15 protein-coding genes are annotated in these 18,834 nt (G+C 46.7%); 4 read left to right on the top strand and 11 right to left on the bottom strand.

What is annotated here, in order from left to right:
- Positions 1-42: 42 nt before the first annotated feature.
- From QUB26_RS10155 to QUB26_RS10135, 5 genes are all read right to left on the bottom strand, one after another.
- Positions 43-318: a DUF1816 domain-containing protein gene (locus QUB26_RS10155; protein ID WP_333157253.1), complete on the bottom strand. Its 276-nt coding sequence runs from the start codon at positions 316-318 to the stop codon at positions 43-45.
- Positions 319-583: 265 nt separating this feature from the next.
- The gene (locus tag QUB26_RS10150; protein ID WP_333241444.1) at positions 584-874 is read right to left on the bottom strand and encodes a DUF1816 domain-containing protein; all 291 of its coding nucleotides are present in this window, start codon (positions 872-874) and stop codon (positions 584-586) included.
- A 235-nt stretch (positions 875-1,109) separates the two neighbouring features.
- Complete coding sequence (locus QUB26_RS10145; protein ID WP_333056071.1) at positions 1,110-1,865, bottom strand: DUF2993 domain-containing protein; 756 nt, start codon at positions 1,863-1,865, stop codon at positions 1,110-1,112.
- Positions 1,866-1,992: 127 nt separating this feature from the next.
- Entirely contained in the window at positions 1,993-2,586 is a 594-nt protein-coding gene (locus QUB26_RS10140) for a pentapeptide repeat-containing protein (RefSeq protein ID WP_333241443.1), read from the bottom strand.
- Positions 2,587-2,680: 94 nt separating this feature from the next.
- Positions 2,681-4,090 carry an HD domain-containing phosphohydrolase gene (locus QUB26_RS10135; protein ID WP_333245472.1) on the bottom strand — a complete coding sequence of 470 codons (1,410 nt, stop codon included), beginning with the start codon at positions 4,088-4,090 and terminating at the stop codon, positions 2,681-2,683.
- Positions 4,091-4,514: 424 nt separating this feature from the next.
- On the opposite strand from QUB26_RS10135, the gene QUB26_RS10130 reads away from it, so the two are divergent.
- Both QUB26_RS10130 and QUB26_RS10125 read left to right on the top strand, forming a co-directional pair.
- Complete coding sequence (locus QUB26_RS10130; RefSeq protein ID WP_333317766.1) at positions 4,515-5,252, top strand: DUF2993 domain-containing protein; 738 nt, start codon at positions 4,515-4,517, stop codon at positions 5,250-5,252.
- A 234-nt stretch (positions 5,253-5,486) separates the two neighbouring features.
- Positions 5,487-6,071, top strand: a complete 585-nt coding sequence (locus tag QUB26_RS10125; protein ID WP_333317763.1) for a DUF6658 family protein — start codon at positions 5,487-5,489, stop codon at positions 6,069-6,071.
- Between the two features lie 379 nt (positions 6,072-6,450).
- On the opposite strand, the gene psb35 is transcribed toward QUB26_RS10125, so the two are convergent.
- Positions 6,451-6,645, bottom strand: coding sequence for a photosystem II assembly protein Psb35 (gene psb35, locus QUB26_RS10120; RefSeq protein ID WP_333157259.1), 195 nt, complete (start codon positions 6,643-6,645; stop codon positions 6,451-6,453).
- A gap of 137 nt (positions 6,646-6,782) precedes the next feature.
- On the opposite strand from psb35, the gene QUB26_RS10115 reads away from it, so the two are divergent.
- Complete coding sequence (locus tag QUB26_RS10115; RefSeq protein WP_333317761.1) at positions 6,783-9,692, top strand: glycerol-3-phosphate acyltransferase; 2,910 nt, start codon at positions 6,783-6,785, stop codon at positions 9,690-9,692.
- Between the two features lie 130 nt (positions 9,693-9,822).
- Here the strand turns inward: QUB26_RS10115 and QUB26_RS10110 are convergent, their stop codons facing one another.
- From QUB26_RS10110 to QUB26_RS10095, 4 genes are all read right to left on the bottom strand, one after another.
- Positions 9,823-11,553, bottom strand: coding sequence for a chemotaxis protein CheB (locus tag QUB26_RS10110; protein ID WP_333241431.1), 1,731 nt, complete (start codon positions 11,551-11,553; stop codon positions 9,823-9,825).
- Positions 11,554-11,873: 320 nt separating this feature from the next.
- Entirely contained in the window at positions 11,874-13,094 is a 1,221-nt protein-coding gene (locus tag QUB26_RS10105) for an ABC transporter permease (RefSeq protein WP_333241486.1), read from the bottom strand.
- A 245-nt stretch (positions 13,095-13,339) separates the two neighbouring features.
- Positions 13,340-14,557, bottom strand: coding sequence for an ABC transporter permease (locus tag QUB26_RS10100; RefSeq protein ID WP_333056064.1), 1,218 nt, complete (start codon positions 14,555-14,557; stop codon positions 13,340-13,342).
- Positions 14,558-14,943: 386 nt separating this feature from the next.
- Entirely contained in the window at positions 14,944-16,830 is a 1,887-nt protein-coding gene (locus QUB26_RS10095; RefSeq protein WP_333241426.1) for an efflux RND transporter periplasmic adaptor subunit, read from the bottom strand.
- Between the two features lie 518 nt (positions 16,831-17,348).
- Between QUB26_RS10095 and QUB26_RS10090 the strand changes: the two genes are divergently transcribed.
- The gene (locus QUB26_RS10090; RefSeq protein ID WP_333241423.1) at positions 17,349-17,759 is read left to right on the top strand and encodes a hypothetical protein; all 411 of its coding nucleotides are present in this window, start codon (positions 17,349-17,351) and stop codon (positions 17,757-17,759) included.
- A gap of 11 nt (positions 17,760-17,770) precedes the next feature.
- Here QUB26_RS10090 and QUB26_RS10085 read toward each other — a convergent pair whose 3' ends face one another.
- Positions 17,771-18,781 carry an ABC transporter permease gene (locus QUB26_RS10085; protein ID WP_333241420.1) on the bottom strand — a complete coding sequence of 337 codons (1,011 nt, stop codon included), beginning with the start codon at positions 18,779-18,781 and terminating at the stop codon, positions 17,771-17,773.
- Positions 18,782-18,834 lie beyond the last annotated feature (53 nt).

Genomic DNA, 18,834 nt, shown 5'->3' with positions numbered 1-18,834 from the left:
AGTCAACTTTTCTTCGCCCGTAATTTGCACTTTCCCACCTTCTCAAGACTCTTCGCTAGCTCTTAGCTGAGTAGGTTGGCTACCTTGTTTGATGTTGATGCTAATTTTTTTAGATCCTTTGTTTTCCAAGTCCCGGATGTAGTCGTTCGAGTTGTCGGAAGCTTCCTGTCTGCTGTCATAGGGCCCGAAGTAATAGGTACGCTTTGGCGAATCTGTATCAACTTCTACCCACCATTCGTCGCGTCGAGTGCTGCTAGCAGGTTGAGCTAGTAGCCAAAAAGCCGTGAAAAACATACCCAACATAGAGATTTCAAACATATTTACCTCTGGGAATACTTAAGTAGTGTTTACTCTTATCAACTTATCCGGGCAAATAACTCGATCGCCTCATCCTCAGTGCTGATTTGACGCAGGTAATTTTTGAGAGTAAGTGCTGCATCAAATCAGCATTTTGGTGGAGAAGAGTTCTAGGCTGGGTGGCGGTAAGTGACTGCTAGACATACAAAGTCCGCAAGGTAAGGACTAGAAGAAGAGTGTGTTTATATTATTGTTGAGGTTTGAGTTAAGTCAAAACTCAACTTTTTTAAATCTCTACACTTGCTGATAATTCTTCTTCGCAAATGGTAAGATGCGAAGGCTGACAGCGTTTGATGCGGATACTAACCCTTTTAGCTCCCTCGCTTTCCAAGTCTTCGATGTAGCCTGGAATATTGCTGGAAGCTTCTTTGTCGGTGTCGAAGGGGCCAAAATAGTAGGTACAGTGGGGCAAATCGGTGACAATTTCTACCCACCATTTCTCAGACCGGCGGTGGTTCGGCCCGGCCAACACGGACAAGACTGCAACGTAGATACAAAATAAATAAAATCCGAGCATCTTTATTCTTGAGGGTGGTTTAATTTATTATTTAAATGTATCAAAATAATTTGCCAGATCGAATCAACCTCAGTGCTGATTTTGCGTCGATCGACTTTAGATGCGAGATTTTAGATCCTAGATTTTTCTTCCCATCTAAAATCTAAAGCAAAACCCGCCGGTGCGGGTTGTTTGCTAACTAAAAAATGCTCTTTTTCCAAACTAGATGGCTGGGTAAACCTCAGCAGGCTGAGGTTTAGCGCTTGCCTTTGGGGAACTGTTCGATACCCGCCCAACCGTAGAAAACCAGCTCGTCGTTCTGAACTCGGCAGCGGTCTACTCGCAGTTGAGTGCCTTCTAAGGCAAATTTGTCTAAGTCTAGCAAGTTATTTACGTGGGCAATTATAGCTTGGCCCAAGTCTACTGCTTGCTCGTCACCGCCGTAAGTAACGCTGACAAATTGGATTTTGCGTCTGTCTTCTACTTGCAACTGAGCTGTAATATCTATTTTGACCGGTTCGCTGGCCTCGCCTACGGTAATTTCGGACTGAAGCCGAATTGATTTGTCGGTTCCGAAGCTGACTTCAGTGTTTTGAAAGTGCAGAGATTGCTCTTGGTACTTCAGCTTCTGGAGTTTTTCAACTACAAAAGGTGTATTGAATGAGGTGGTTAAATCCGATCGACTTAAGACTACTCGCATATTTGCCTGGGTAGGCTGCCGCAATTTCACTTGACCTGCAAAAATCGCCCCAAAATCAATGGAGAGTGCTTGCAGATAGAGTTCCATCACTTCTATGCGAAGGCCGTTGTACATCAACATACCTTTGCCAACGAAGTCGAAACCGTCGATGCTTCCCTGCAAGAGTTTGGCTACTGGTTCGACTCGGATGTTGGCCTCGGCCTTTTCAGAACGCTTGAATAAGGCTGCGATCGCAGCTCCTGCTACTTTACTAACAAGGCGATCGCCACTTTGACCTTGAAAGGATGTACCGCTAAACAAAGCTGCTACCATTTATTCGTTTGCTCATCTACAGTCGCCATTATAACCTCATATTAAGAAATGTAAAAATAGCTTGTGCTTATTCACATCATAAGCAGATCTTGTTTTTTGTCTGTCTTCAAAACAACATTGTTGAAATTTAAAGGCTCAGGGGGGTGCCTTGGAGACAGGCGCGATCGAGCAAAGCTCCATCCCAAACGGTTTGTTCGATCATGGCGCAAAGCAAATTAGCCCCGGTCAAGTTAGCGCCGCGCAATACGGCTCCATTCAGGATCGCTTCTTCCAAGTCAGCTCCCGATAAATCAGCGCCGGATAAATTGGCATGGCTCAAATCGGCACCAAGCAAAATTGCCCTAGCCAAAGCAGCGCCCCGCAAATCGGCGCCCCGCAAATCGACACCGCTCAAATCCAAATTGCCGATGGATGCCCCCGTCAAAAAAGCACCCCCAAAACTGGCGTCGCGGACTAAAGCGTTAGCGAAGGAAGCTCCCCGCAAATCGGCATTCCGAAAATCTGCCCCTCGCAGGTTGGCGCCGCTCAAGTCAGCGCCGCGGAGGTTGGCTCGCAATACGGCCCGCTGCAAGTTAGCGCCGGCGAGATTAGTTCCACTCAAGTTGGCTTGAGACAAGTTAGCACCGGCGAGATCGGCTCCCGCTAAGTCTTGGCCGGCTAAATCAGTGCCGGCCAACATCAAAATTTTGCCTTTGCGTATGGCTTCGAGGTCATTAGTCATTAGTCAGTTGTCAGTTGTTGGTTGTCAGTTGTTGGTTAACAGTCAACAGTCAACAGTCAACAGTCAACAGTCAACAGTCAACAGTCGAGTTATTTTATAATGCCGGAGCGGCCGAGGTCGTTCGATCGCCCTCCTCCAACCACACGTTAGGCAGTTGGCTTGGGCGAGTTGGTAACTCCATCAAACCAATTTCTGTCATTCTGACGACGTTGCTGAGAGTTTCCAGCAAAGCCGGATCGAAGCGAGTGCCCGACAGTTCGCGGCACTGTTCCAAAGCTTCGCTCAAACTCAAAGCCGGACGATCGCCACGTGGTTGAGTCAGTTCTTGAAAATAAGCGACTAACCCCAAAATCCGCGAAGTCATCGGTATCGCTTCGGCTCGCAAACCCTCTGGCCTGCCGCTGCCGTCCCAATATTCGAGTTTATGCTTGACAATTTCCGCTACAGGTGCTAGTTCCGGCATTGCTTGCAGCAGTTGGGAACCAATGAAACTGCGATCGCGCCAAAACGAGAAAGTTGCTTCGTCAAAAGCATCGGGAGTGCGATCGAACACCTCATTTGGGGCCGAAATTAAGCCGACTCGAAATAGCAATCCAGCCAGCCGCAGCCTCCGCAACTGCAAAGCCGGCAAATCCAGCAGTTGACCCAAAGTTTCCGACAAAGCCGCCACCTGCAATGACGCTGTAGGATTGGAGGTATCGCGTTCGTCCACGCGCTGGGCCATCCGCAGAAAAGCTTGAAGTTTGTTAGCGTTCAAATTGCGGCTGACGCGCAAAGCTTGACCTTCCAATTCCCACAACTCGCGGGTTTGGCGGTTAATTGCTACCATTTGCTGCTGAGAACTTTGCAGGTAAGTGACTATCCGCGATACCACGCCACTAATGTCGGCCAAGGGCGGGCCTTTGGTTGCCAGGATTTCGTGGTACATTTCCAGCAAACTGTCGGCCAAGGGAGAGTTGTAATATCGCGTCTGTTCTATAAAAATTTCAGCAGCAGCCGACACCAAAGACTGGTCAAACGACCACAAGCCGTAGAACTTTCGTTCTGTATCTACTTCAGGCTTGCCTTCTGGCAAGTATTCTTGGTCTGAAAGTTCGCGACAAAGCACCATTGCTTTGTATGTCGGGGCGAGGATGATTAAATTCCATTCTTGAATTATGGGATCGCTCTCATCAAGATTTATTAAAGATACATTTTCTAATTGCCCGGTTTTGTGGGTAGCGAAACCGCTGTCGGCTACTGCACCGATGACAACGCGCCTAGAGGCATTAGCAATATCTAGGTAGCGATCGGCTTCCTGTAAATACCATTTACCCTGCTGAAACGTTACCAAAACTAAGGGTTGGAGTTCACTCTTGTCCCCGCCACTGGTTTGCAAAATGTGGTCTTCTAGGGCGTGACATAGGGCTACTAGGGTGTTTTTGAAGTATACCCCGTAGCTAGAAGGCAGTTTTCCGTCGGGAAGTGTAGCTTGTAGTCTAGCGAGAGTTGATTCTGAATTCATTGCAAATGGCGGTGCCGGCTCTTAACTTAATTGTAGCGGGCGATCGAACTTCTCGAAAAGACTTTTGGCAAAAATCCGAGTTTTTGAGTTTTTACCGCTTCGCAACCGAGTCAATCGATTTTAGATTTTAGATTTTAGATTTTAGAATTGACCCACGGATAAGTTCGGGGGTTCCTTTATCGGATACAGGTTTTTTATTTCTCCGTCCTGAGTCTGCGAAGGAATGAATCCGGCGGCTTGTATCCTGGATGCTTTCGGTCAATGTAGAGTGCGCCGAAGACTACCTGATTAATTTTAGCAATTTTCTGGAAACCCTCTGTCTTTGGCTGAGTTTTTTTCAGACGAGAAACCTCCCAAGAGGAAGACGCTAACTCAATTAGGTATTAACTACTATTTGAAAACAATATTATTAGGAATTCTGAGCGTGCTTCAACAAAATAGAAGTTTAGGGGAACAGGCGATCGACAAAGTGGCAGAGATTGCTATTGCTAGCAAATTAGACGAATCCGAAACTTTGTCTGTCACAGTTAACACCGATCCTGGCCAGCTAGCCCAGGGAGAAGTAGAGGCCGTTGCCGTGGAGGGCAAAGGATTGGTAATGCAACAAGATTTGCGCGTGGAAGAATTGCAAATTCACGTCAAGGATATTGCTGTCAATCCCCTCACCGCTATGTTTGGCAAAATTGAACTGAACGGGCCTGCCTTCGGTGGGGCGCGCGCAGTTTTAACAGAAAGCGATATCAACCGCGCTTTTAATTCCGAATACATCAGCAGGAAACTGAAAAACTTAAAAGTTACTGTTGAGGGACAACTGCTGACAATAGACGTTAAAACTATTGAGTGCCAATTGCTAGACGGAAAAATCGCTTTAAATGCTGAGGTATTGGTGCGAGAAACTGCCTCCACGGAAAAAATTTATTTTACCTCAAAACCTCAGATCGCAGCGGGCGGTTGGGCAATTTCTCTTCAGGATGTCGAGTATCCCGAAAACAAGGAATTTTCGCCGGAGTTAACAGCAGCTTTGGCGGACAAAGCTGGTGAGGTTTTAAACTTGCGAAATTTTGAAATTGAGGGAATGTCCCTGCGAATTCAGCAGCTAAATGTGGAAGCTGGTGTGCTAACTTTGCAAGCTGAAGCGAAAGTAGAACAATTCCCTAATTAGGAGCTTGTAGGGTGGGTCAGAAACAAAAAAGCTCTTCAATTCCAGCAACTATTGGAACTGGCGCACCCTACCATTATGCTTTGCTTGGGAAAAATCTCCGCCGTTAATGAAATCCCTCTAAAGTTATAAAAAAGTCGGTAGCAACCCGCACCAAAATATCACCGCCGTTAGAGGCAGGCATGGGGAGTTGACTTTTACTCTTGACAAGTAGTAGTAAAAATTTGGAAAAGTTTTGTGAACACTGTAACTGCTTTTTTTAAAAGACTGCGTATCGGTCAAATTTTGAGTCAATTTTTGACTGTATTTATGGCAGGTGTGCTGCTGTTTATCAGCACCGCTTGCAATTCGGGCGATGTTCGAGGTGCTCGGCCTGACAATCCTCCCGTTCAAGCTGGAGGAATGAATAACCCTCACAAGGGTGGCGGTGATGGATACACGAATTATAAAACCTCCACCGATCCTAAAGTCAATCAATCGCCTGCTCAAGCAGAAAAAAATCGGGCTGATTTGTCGATTATAGGCGATCGTCTCCTGGCTGCGACTACCGCTGAATCTAATTCCTCAAAGCTGCTTTATCCCGGTTCTGCACCGATGGAAACGGACAAGTTCGACCTCGAACTCGGCGGAGATAAAACTCTGTTAGAAGCGCCAGACGGACAGCCGGCTAAGGCTCAACCCGTATTCGATCGCAGCGATCCCGATGCCAATATTTTAGAGAGAGTAGGCGCCGCCTTTAAGGATGCTTCTGGTTTCCTCCAAGATAGCGCTGAAGATGCCAAGGAAAGCTCGGTGACGAAACTCAATCCGCTGCAAAAATAAGCAATTAAAACTGGCGCGGTATAGCCAATTTGTAGGGGCTTTTTCTGAATAGTCCCTACACAATATTCACAAGACTTACCCAGAACTTCTATATCAGTCTTACGCGCAGCATCTGTAGGTGCACTGGGCGCACCTTACGCTATATGTATCGTCTAAAACTACTTTTTAGCCTTATGCCTGTATATGTAAAGTGCTTAGGGACGCACCTGATTGTAGATTTTAGATGGGGATTTTAAATTTCTAGGACTTGTGCAAAAAATGGGAAAATGAACCATTGAAATTGCAGCGCTCCGGCTGGCACTGACAAACTCGCACTGACCGAGTTTTTTCATTAATTAATGCACAAGTCCTGCTTTTATTGCTCTAAAGAAACTTTGTTTTATTTACCTTTGGAGTCAGAAACATCAGCAATCAAATCGTCTTTATCAACTTTCGGTACAAAATCAGGACGTTCTTTGGATTCCCAACCGGGTGGGCGCTTGGAGTTGTACCAGGCGATCGAGCCGATCGTAACTGCGGCAATAAAGCCAGCGACAAGAACTGCTATTGGGGTCGTCAAGCTGACATCTGTCATGATAGTTAAATCCTTATCTACTCTACTTTTACATTATCTTAAGTGTTAATGCCGTTTGGTTGATATATCGGAAGACAGAAAAATTGACATAATTGCCGTCATAATGTTTAGAGGTTGAAAATAGGAGAGCTGATTTTATGCCGTTGGGGACAATAGCATTGCTGTTTGCTGCTAGTTTCAGCCTGGGTGCTTTACCGCTAACGGGATGGGCGGTACGAGTCTTTACCCGCCGAGATTTGAGGGCGCTGGGCACGGGGAATGTGGGGGTGTCGGCTGCTTTCATTCACGGGGGGAAATTAGCGGGAATTGCGGCGGTGTTGGCGGAAATTGCCAGGGGTATTCTGCCGGTGTTGGCGGGGCGATTTTGCTTCCCGGATGCACCGGCGATCGCGATCGCCCTGTTAATTCCTCTAGTGGCGGGCAGATATGCGATCGCCCGAGGTGGAGGTGTGACCAACGCTGTTTGGGGTCTTTTGGTATTTTCGCCGCCGGTGGCTGTATCATCGGGCATTTGGGGGCTGCTGGTGTGGGGTTTGGCACAGCGGTGGTGGGGTGAGGGCGATCGGGCGAGACTCTTTGCTTCCCGTTGTGGGTGTCTGTGTACCCCAATCTGGGTTTGGGTGTGGCGACAATCAATGCCCGAATTTTTAGCAGCAGCAGGATTAGCTTTGTTGTTAGCAGCAATTAATTTCAGTCAGGGTGATGATATGGCTTTATCTAAATCAGAACAATTGTTTTCTCTTGATGACTCGTTAGATGCTGCAATGTGCGGCGATAAAGCGGCTAAATTGTCTCAAATGAAACGCGCCGGTTTTAATGTACCTAATGGTTGGATATTATTGAATGAATCGGGCATTGGGCATCGGGCATCGGGCATCGGGCATCTAGAAAATGGTGAGGAATTGTCAATTCCTAATTCTGTAATCCAAAATCTAAAATCCAAAATCCAAAATCGAATGATTGTGCGCTCTTCTGCTGCAGGAGAAGATGGCGATACGAGTTCAGCCGCCGGACAATATCAAACTATTGGCCCTGTTTTCACTGAAGCAGAATTACTCGACGGCATTAATCGCTGCCGCCAGTCTTATTGGACTTCCGAAGCAGTGGCTTACCGCCGACAGCGACAATTGCCAGACACCAAAATGGCTGTATTAATTCAGCCTTATATTGACAGCCAATTTGCGGGAGTCATGTTCAGTCGCAATCCTTTAGATGGCGGTTCCCAGGTAATTATTGAAGCTTTACCGGGAGGAGCAGAAGCTGTTGTCGGCGGACAATGTACTCCGGTTCATTTAGAAATTGATTTTAGTCAACCTGAATCATTAGAAAAAAAATTAACTGAAGTTCAAAGTAATTCAATTATTGCTCAATCCATTTTAGCAGAATTGGTGAAACAAGCCCAAGCAATTGAAGCATTTTTTCACGGAGTCCCGCAGGATATTGAGTGGAGTTGGGACGGGGAAAAAGTGTGGATTTTGCAAAGTCGCCCAATTACTAATTTGCAGCCTTTTTGGACGCGCACTATTGCAGCAGAAGTGATTCCCGGTGCAATTCGCCCGCTAACTTGGTCGATTAATCGGCCGCTGACTTGCGGGGTTTGGGGGGAGATTTTCAAGGTGGTTTTGGGCGATCGCGCGATCGGCTTAAACTTTAATGAAACGGCAACTTTGCTGGGTTCTCACGCCTATTTTAATGCGACTTTGTTGGGCGAAATCTTTCGGATGATGGGATTGCCGGAGCAGGGTTTGGAATTTTTGCTGAGAGGGCAAAAAATGGGCAAGCCGCCTTTGGGGAAGATTTTGCCTTCTTTGCCTGGTTTGTGGCGTCTGGTGCAGCGGGAGAGGGCGCTGAATGCAGAATTTAAGGGCGATCGTACTTCTATTTTCCTCCCGGCACTGCAAAGTCTGGAGAAGGAAGAAGGAAGTTCGGCAACGGATTTAACGGAATTGTTGGAGAGAGCGGAGCAAATTCAGGAGTGGCTGAAACCGATTACTTACTACAATATATTAGGGCCGATCGGGCTGGCTATTCGCAAGGCAATTTTTCGCGTTAATGATGATTGGCTGGCTAATGACACCGCTCCTGAAATTGCTTCTGTGCGAGCTTTGCAGCAGTTGGCTCAGAAATTGCGGCAAGCTGCTGTTTCGCAGTCTGACGAAACTGTTTCAGTCGCACATTTAGCACAGACATTTGCGGCAAGTCCGGCTTTACAAGGAGACTTTGAAAAGTGGCTTGATATTTACGGATATTTGAGCGAGGTGGGAACGGATATCGCTGTTCCTACTTGGCGAGAACAACCGGAAGTTTACCAAAAACTGCTAATAAATATGGCTCAAAAAGCCGAAACTAATTTAGTCGAAAAGCGGAAATTAGGATTGACTTTTGGGCAGAAGTGGCGACTAGATAAATGTCAGGAAAGAGCGATCGTCAAAAACGAAATTAGCGAAATCTACGCGCGGTTGTTGGCTCATTTACGGTGGACTTTTTTGGAGATTGAAGCTTGCGGGTTGGGAATGCAGGTGTTTCAGGAAAACGGGGATATTTTTTATCTGGAATTTGGGGAAATTCAGCAGTGGATTCGCAGCGGCGCGAGTGTTTCTTTTCAGGATACAATTAGGGAAAGGCGCGATCGCCTGGTAGCCGATCGCGATCGCCCGATTCCCCCTGTTGTATACGGCAATTTGCTGCCAAATTCTCACAGAAGGGCGATCGACTCCGCAACATCGGAAACTAATATCATCCAGGGAATTCCAGCAAGTATTGGTAGTGTCGAAGGCTTTGTCAAGATTTGCCGCACTGCGAGCACGGATTTAGGAGAAAATGCGATCGCAGTAGTTCCTTACACCGATGCAGGTTGGGCACCGCTGCTATTAGGAGCAACAGCAATTATCGCCGAAGTTGGCGGCCAACTATCTCACGGAGCAATAATCGCTCGCGAGTACAAAATTCCCGCAGTTATGAATATTGCTGAGGCTACAACTCGCTTCCGAGACGGTCAAAAAGTGCGAGTAGATGGGTATCTCGGCACTGTAGAACTGCTGGAATAATTAGGAACAGGCAAGATGCCTGTTCCACAAAGAGTTGATTTCTTGTGGAACAGGCAAGATGCCTGTTCCTAAAAAGATTATTGAAAATGGTGCAACATCTCAGCAATCTCGTAAACCCGTCCCAACTTTCCTAGGCTGTTAAGAAATTCTGGAGAACATAATTCCCCAGATTTCTACCCGCACTCAAACCATTTACGTTAGCACTCATGAAATGAATCCCTCCGTAAATTCGACTTATACCCGATTCGTCGGCCGCTTCGCTGAAGTTTTGATAGGTTCGCAAAGTGTTGACAGATGGATCGCCTCGATCGGCAAAGCCGTAATCTGAACCAAATACAGCACTCATAACAGGATCAGCGGCACCACTAAAGGTACTGTGGCCCGAGGTATACTCAGGGAACGGCGGAGTAGTTAGCAGAGGCGTCCACAGGGGGTCGGCTGTCGTGTTGGGGTTGTTGTCTGTGTCAGCTTGGCGGATAGCTGTCAGCGGCCGCCATAAATTGTACTGGTACTTGGCATCCCAGCAACTAATAGCTGCATCGGCGAGAGCAATATTCAGCAGGGCGAATAAGCGGGCGCTATCTTCTAAGGATTGACCAGTGAGAGTCGCTGTTTCTTCGGCGATTTGATTCCAGTGGCCCGGAGGCGTAAACGTCCCAGCGCCGTTGGCCCAGAATTTTGCGATCACAGTTTGGTCTGGGGTGCGCGTAAGACTGTCACTTTTGCCGATTTCTTGGACGTAGTTAACTTCCTCTGCGTACTGCGCGCTGTCAAGGGCGGGCGGGGCAGCCGGGCGGAACTGAGAACCGCTAGTCATCGCAAAGGGAGTAACTTCTCCCCACTGTGGTGCCAGCGGGGCGGCAAGGGCGGGGGGAGTCGGCACCCAACTGCCAAGGTTGCTTGAGGGGTTGTACTCCACTACTTTGGCGATGCCGTCTGTATTCCGCGAACTGATAATTTGGTCAGCAACTTGCTGTCCGAGGGCAATCCCGTCTTCTTTAGCTTTGCCGTCGGTAATTTTAGCTAAAGACGATGCGTATACTTCGTTGAATGTGGCTGCTTGCGCTGGGTAGACGCTGACTAAGACGCCGTGGGCTGCTGCGGCTGTGGCAGCTTCTGCTGATGTGCCTGCTGGTGCATCTATGTTGACCCGGTAAGGGCTGTATTTTTTGCTGATCGAGTTAACAGCATCGTGAATGGCTGCGTGAACCATTGCCATGTTGCGGGAGGCGAGGGGAGGCGCGGTACTGTCTGTCCGCACTGCATTCAGCATGACTCCGTTCCACTCAATGACAGGGTTTCCCGATAGCTGATTGGTGAATTGGTCGCGGTTGATTGTGTTGCTGTTGACTCCCGGCAATACTACTACATACTCGCCCGTGAGTTTGTCTTGAATTATGGTGCTGTTGCTGTTAGCGCCGGTGCCTTGCTGGATGTTTAAATCTTCAAAGCCCAGGCCGTCTAGCAATCGAATTTTGTCATTCCCGTTGCCGAAGTCGGCGATGTAGTCGGCTGTGACTACAGTTGGGCCACCGCTGCCTTTAGCAATGGCAAATATATCATCGCCTGTGCCACCACTCATGGTATCGCTGCCTGCGCCACCGTAGATGAGATCGTTGCCGGAATCGCCACTAATTAGGTCGCTGCCTTTGCCCCCCCAGAGGATGTCGTCGTCTGCACCACCAAAAATCGTATCGTTACCTTGGTCGCCACAGATTTTGTCTTTGCCGACATCGCCTTCGAGATAGTCGTCTCCGCTGTTGGCATAAATTATGTCGTTGCCATCCAAGGCGTTAAATCTGTCTGGTTGGATGGTTCCTTCAAGATAGTCAAAGTTAGGACTGGGGGTCAGGGATGCCATGTTTATTTATTGGATATTTTGATTAAAGCGCAAAGGTTCGTACCATCTGTAGATGCTTAGGTGTGTTTACCCCTTATTTAATAATATTAAACTTTCTGGTTGAGACGTAAACGTCACAACCAAGCTTTATTTAAAATTTAACGGGCTTTTTATGAAGTTTTGCGCTTTGAATATCCGTAAATATACAGACATTAAAACTGACTCAGATACTGCAAGGTTGCTAATTTTTCACAAAAAAAACAGTTTTTTTATATTTAGAGCAAGATACTTTTTACCAGCAGAAAAGGCGCGGATTGTGTAACTGAGTAAGTAAATATTTATTAAGCACTCCTCAAAGCTGCGATCGGGTCTAGTTTGGCGGCTTGGCGGGCGGGGACAACGCCGAAGAAGAGGCCTACTGCACCGGATACACTGACAGCCAGGGCGATCGCCACGGGTGATATTCCAGCTTGCAAAGGCGTGAAATTACCTACAAGCAAGATACCGCCGACACCTACGCAAGTACCGACTATCCCTCCGGCAGCGGATAAAATTACAGCTTCGACAATAAATTGAAATAAGATGTCTTGTTGGGATGCGCCGATCGCCTTTCTGAGCCCAATTTCCTGAGTGCGTTCGCTAACGGACACAAGCATAATGTTCATAATCCCAATTCCGCCGACTAATAGGGAAATGCTGGCAACAGCAGTTAACATCAGAGTCAAAGCGCCGGAAATGGCCCCCATTCTTGCCATTAAATCTTTCTGATTTCTGACAGTAAAATCATCTTCGGTAGTAATTTTGTGCCGCAATCTCAGCAGGTTTTCCACCTGAAATTGCGCCGCGTCCATTTGCGATTCATCTTTAATCGAAATAAATATCGATGTGACAGCCAAACCGTAGGGAGATGTGCGCCCGACTATGCGATTGGCCATTGTGGTGATCGGCACAGCGGCGGAATTATCAAAATTCGTACCAAAAGATGTGCCTTTGGGCGCCAATACTCCAATTACTTTGACGCTGACATTTTTGATCCGCACTTGTTCGCCCAAGGGATTTGTATTGCCAAAAAGTTTCTCGGCCAATTCTGAACCGAGCACTACAACTTGGTTACTTTGCTTAACATCAAGTTCGGTCAAAAACCGCCCTTTTGCCATTTCAAAGCTTCTAACTTCTAGAAACTCTGGAATTGTGCCAAAAATTAGAGACGAAACATTTTTGTTGCTGTAGCGAACTATTTCGGAACTGTTAAGTTCTGCTGACACGCCTTGAACGGATGGGACTTGAGTTGCGATCGCCTTTGCATCTGGCAGTACGAGAGTTTGAGGCGCACTTGAGATGGTACTTCGCCTCGCGTTGGGAACTCCAGGCCTCACGATTAATACATTTGTACCCAGGGATTGAACTTGTCCTGCTACAAATTTTTGAGCTCCTTCTCCAATTCCAATCATCGCAATTACTGAGGCATTGCCGACAATCATCCCGATCATTGTTAAACTGCTGCGAGTTTTGTTGGCTAGTAGCGTTTGACCGGCCATTTTGACGCTTTCAATAAAATTCATACTTAGTTATGAGTTATGAGTTATTAGTTATTAATTATGAGTTATAGGAATCCTAAATGAGTCGTAAATTTTTTACCCCACCCCAACCCTCCCCTTACTAAGGGGAGGGAGTAAGAAATTCACAAATGATTTAGGATTGCTATATGACTTATTAGTTATTTTTATAACAGTCAACAGTCAACAGTCAACCGTGAACACTCAACCATGAACAGTCAACCGTCAACCGTCAACCGTCAACAAACTAATTAAGCACTTCTCAATGCCACAATCGGGTCTAGTTTAGCCGCTTGTTTTGCAGGTACGATGCCGAAAAATAAGCCGATACTGCCGGAAACACCGACTGCAAGTGCGATCGCCATTGGGGAAACACTAGCTTGCAGAGGAGTAAAAGCAGCTACTAAAAGCACACCGCCGATACCGAATCCAGTGCCGATCGCCCCGCCTGCCGCTGACAAAATCACAGACTCGATCATAAACTGAATCAGGATATCTTGCTGAGAAGCTCCGATCGCCTTTCTCAGCCCAATTTCCTTCGTGCGTTCAGTAACCGAAACCAGCATGATATTCATAATCCCGATGCCGCCGACAAACAGCGAAATTGCCGCCACGAAAGCCAGCATCAACGTCAAAGCACCAGTAATACTGCCCAAAGTATTCATTAAATCTTTCTGGTTGCGAACAGTAAAATCATCTTCTTTTGTAATTTTATGACGCAACCTGAGCAAATTTTCTATTTGAAATTGGGCTGCTTGCATCATACTTTCATCTTTAATGGAAACCGAAATAAATGTTACTTTTGTACCGTATGGAGACGAGCGACCAACAATTCGGTTTGCCATTGTTGTCAGCGGCAAATAAACATTCATATCTTGATTGTCGCCAAAACTTGAGCCTTTAGCCTGCATGACACCAATCACTTGAAAAGTCGAGTTTTTGATGCGGATGTATTGACCAAGTGGCGGTGTATTACCAAACAATTGTTCGGCTGCTTCCGATCCTAAAGCAACCACATTTTCTTGTCTTTCTAAATCTAATTTGTTTAAAAATCGACCTTGGGCAACATCAAAGCTTCTGACTGTCAGAAACTCTGGGGTAGTTCCGACAATGGAAGATGAGACATTTTTGTTGCGGTAGGTAACGAGTTGACTATCATTGAGAGTTGGTGCGACTTCTTCGACAGAAGCAACTTGAGATGCGATCGCCTCTGCATCTTCCACTACTAAAGTCTGGGGCGGAATCACCGGGCGGCTTTGTGCTTCAGGACTTCCGGGAATAATAAATAGCAAGTTTGAACCCAGAGAGTTAACCTGTCCTTCGATAAATGTTTGAGCTCCTTCGCCGATACCGATCATCGAAATGACAGAAGCATTGCCGATGATAATTCCTAACATCGTCAAGGTGCTGCGAAGCTTGTTTGCCATCAAAGTTGTGACAGCCATTTTGACGCTTTCAACAATATCCATAATTCGATTTTAGATTTTAGATTTTAGATTTTCGATTGGGGATTATTCGATTTTAGATTTTAGATTTTAGATTTTCGATTGGGGATTGGATTATTCGATTTTAGATTTTAGATTTGGGATTTGGGATTTGGGATTGGGATTATTGGTGTCAACTTAATATTTAAACCCATAATAAACTCGCTTGTAGCCGAGTCTCGATCCCCCTAAATCCCCCTTAATAAGGGGAGTAGGGGTTGACTTTGAATACTCTTGTCCCCCCTTGTTAAGAGGGACTTTGACTGCTCTTGTCCCCCCCTTCTTAAGGGGGGTTAGGGGGGATCTCCGGGGAAAGAAAACACCCTAGAGCGATCGAGATAAATAATACCCCATGCCCTATGCCCCATGCCCTATTTCTGATTCTTGATAATATCCTCCAGCTTTTTACCTTGAGGAAGTTCGGTAAAAACGCGATCGCCCGCTTTTGCACCCTCCAAAATCTGAATCTTGTTGCCAATAGTCGATCCAACCGTAACAGGCTTAAACTGCGGCTGTTGTTTCTCATCAGGAACCAGCACACCAGTTTGACCTTTATTAGTCACAATTGCCACCGTCGGCACAACTAAAGCATTGCTCAGCTTTTGACCAACAAATCTCAAATCTACATTCATCCCCGATTGCAAGAAATCCTTGCCCGTATCAATGGCAACTCGCACTTGAAATAGCGTCACATCCCGTTCCTTAACAGCTTCCGGCGCAATTAATTTAACGCGACCTTTAAACACTTTATCTGGATAAGCATCAGCCACTATTTCAACTTCTTGACCCGATTTAATTTGACTGATATCAGCCTCCGGGACTTTCGCCAAAACCTCCACATCTCTAGCTAGAGCGACAATCGATGTCGAAGTTGCCGAAGTAGCTTCCGATGCCGAAGTGGCCGGAGTTACAAAAGCTCCTTGAATGGCGTATCTTTGGGTAATAATTCCAGCAAAAGGAGCGCGAACTTTCGTATCTTCTAACTGCACTTCTTGAAAGCGGACTTGAGCTTGAGCTTCCTCTAATTCAGCTTGAGCTTGAGCTATTTCTTCCGGGCGAGAACCGTTTTCTTGTGCCGCCAATTGGCTTTTGGCTTCAGCAACTGCTGCTTCGGCTTTGGCGATTTCTTCTGGACGGTTGCCGTTTTCTAGCTGCGCTAATTTGCTTCTAGCTTCGGCAACTTCTGCTTCGGCTCTCGCAATTTCTTCGGAGCGCGTGCCGTTTTGCAATTGGTTCAATGCTTGCTGCTCGACTTGCACAGCAGCTTGCAGTTGCTTAATTTGCGACTCCCGACTTTCTTGTAGTTGTTGCAGGCGTCTTTGAGATTCTATTAATTTAGCTTGGGCAGTGCGATTTTCTTTAATTAATTCATCCAGTTTATCTTTAGCCAGAGCACCTTCTTCAACTAAAGGTCGGTTGCGTTCCACCCGTTGAGCTGTTAGTTCGGCTTGGGCTTTACTCGAGTCAATTTGCGTTTGTGCTTGGGCAATTTCTTGTTTGACACTACCAGTTTGAGCGTCTGCTAAACGAGCTTGAGCTTGGGCTAAACGAGCTCGCCCTTGGCTGACTTCTTCAACACGGCTGCCGGCTCGCAGTCGTTGCAAGCCAGCTTGAGTTTGCTGCAAGCGGGCTCTGGCTCCTGCCACTTCTTCAACGCGGCTGCCGGCTTGGGCTTGCGCGAGACTGGCTTCGGCTTGATCTAAGCGCGCTCGGGCGCTGGCGATGTCTTCCGATCGATTCCCGGCTTCAATTTTGGCGAGTCTAGCTCGCACGCTAGCTTCGCGGGCTTTAGCTTGAGCGAGTTGAGCTTCTACATCGCGGCTTTCCATGCGGGCCACGATTTGTCCTGCTTCGACTTTATCGCCCTGTTCGACAAATAATTCTGCGATCCGGCCGGAGCCTTTAGGGCTGAGATTCACGCGCTGTACGGGCTGCACGGTGCCGCTCGACGTGATCCGCACCGTGAGGTTTTGCGCCTCCACCGGCACTGTCATAGTGGCGATCGCATCTACTTTCGGCTGCGATCGACTTTTTGCTATATATATTGTGGTCGGTACAGCTAGCAACCCGGCTGCAACCAACCCAATCGCCCACCGCTGCGGTTTGCGCGCGGGTTTCTTCGGAGACTGCTTTTGGGCGGTTTTTTTATCTGCAATTTTGGTCTCTGCGGCCTTGGTGTCTACAGTCTGATTGGTGTCTACAGTCTGAGTATCTTCCACCTTGACCTGAGCAGTTTCCTTTTTAGGGCTAACGATCATACCGACTCACCTAATTTAATCTCAGGATTACCTTAAAGGTAAAATTTTTGCTGATGCTTGGCATCGTCTTTCAGACTCATCCGATCGGGTGATTTATAAAAAGTTCCCCAACCAGCACCTGTAAACAATTATAGCTAATCTTTGCAAGTTATTAAAAAATGTTAAGTTTTTTCAGCCAAAAGAGGTGGATCTAAACAAAATCGCTCCTGGCTGCTGGCAAAAGAAAATATATTTTAATAAATAATATCATTTTTGGGAGATCGGGGCGCGCGCCTGAGCAGCAACAAAGGCGGATCTGGCAGCGGGCGATCGACTACAGTACGTCATTGCGGACTCGTGTTAGCTATCGCAGCGGGATCTGCCAGTGCTAAGCTCGTAACGACACAGTATGGACACACTTAATTCTCATAAACCCGGTTTCACGGTTAGCGGTGCGTAAGTCCTGAATACATATCCGCCCTGTCCCCACAACAGGTTAAAATATTTTTCAAATCCGTTAAAAATGGAAAATAAAAACAATGAATCGTCCTCAAAGCGTAACAGTTTTGGCAATATTGCAGCTAATTAGCGGCGTCTTCAGCCTCCTTGACGGCTTGTTCATCTTACTTTTTGCTGGCATTTTTGGCGGTATCGGTGCGGCTGTCGGCGGGGCGAAAGTTGGCACTGTAATCGGGGGCTTCATTGCAATTTTTGCGGGAATCAGTTTTATTTTAGGCCTCCTCTCCTTACTCTTAACTTGGGGTTTGTTTCAACTCAAAAATTGGGCTTGGACGGGAACGTTAATTGTCCATATCATCGCCACCCTCGCGCAAATTGCCAAAATGTTTGGCAGCGGCGGTACAGCAGTCAATTTTTTAACTCTGGGTTTTGCTGTGGCTAGCATTTACTACCTCTTGCGGCCGGATGTTAAACAAGCATTTCGTGTCTGATTTCCTTTAAATTAACGGTACTGAATTCTCGGATCGAAAAAAGCATAGGAAATATCAACCGCCAGATTAATCAGTACAAAAGTCACAGACACAAAAATTACTCCTCCTTGGACAATTGGGTAATCCCGCGTCAGAATACCGCTATAAATCCAAGAACCAATTCCCGGCCACGAGAAAATCGTTTCAGTCAGAATAGCGCCGCCTAAAAGAGTGCCGAACTGCAAACCGATAGTTGTGACGATCGGCAAAAACGCATTTTTCAAAGCGTGTTTCAAAATCACCCAATATTCCGGCAATCCCTTCGCCCTAGCAGTACGGATGTAATCTTGAGAAAGCACTTCCAGCATCGCAGAACGAGTGATGCGAGCTATAATCGCCAGAGGAATAGTTCCTAAAGTCAAAGCTGGCAAGATTAAATGGGCGATCGCATCCCGCAAAGCCGCCAAATCCCACCTCAGCAAAGAATCCAAAACATAAACACCCGTAATCGACTTAAAACCAAACCCCAAATCTACACTAATTCGCCCGCTAGGAGGCAGCCATTTCAGATAAACAGCAAACAAATAAATCAACATCAATCCCAACCAATACACTGGCAAAGATACGCCAATTAACGAACCACTCATAGCGAGATTGTCCAGCCAGCTATTTTTCCGAACAGCCGCCAAAATCCCCGCCGGAATTCCAATAATAAGTGCCACCAACATCGCCACCACAGACAGTTCAAAAGTAGCAGGCCAGCGACTTGTAATTTCATCAATTATGGGAATACCGCTAATAATACTATTTCCCAAATCCAAGCGCAGCAAACTCCATAAAAACACTAAATATTGCAAAGGCAAAGGCTGATTCAAACCTAATCTCGCTCTCAAAATTTCCACCTGTTCGGGAGTTCCCCGTTCTCCCAAAAGCACTGTAGCTGGATCTCCTGGTATCAAATGCAAAAATATAAATACTAGCAGAGTGATTCCGAAAAGGACTGGCAATAGTCCCAGCAAGCGTTTAGCAATATAATTAATCATTTGTTTTAATTAGACATAGCGCAAGTGGTTCGCTACTTCTTTTAGGAACAGAA

This window comes from Microcoleus sp. B4-C1 (assembly GCF_036705285.1).
Classification (GTDB): Bacteria; Cyanobacteriota; Cyanobacteriia; order Cyanobacteriales; family Microcoleaceae; genus Microcoleus.
The sequence above is the reverse complement of the archived record's forward strand: the minus strand, read 5'-3'. Positions and strand labels throughout refer to the sequence as shown.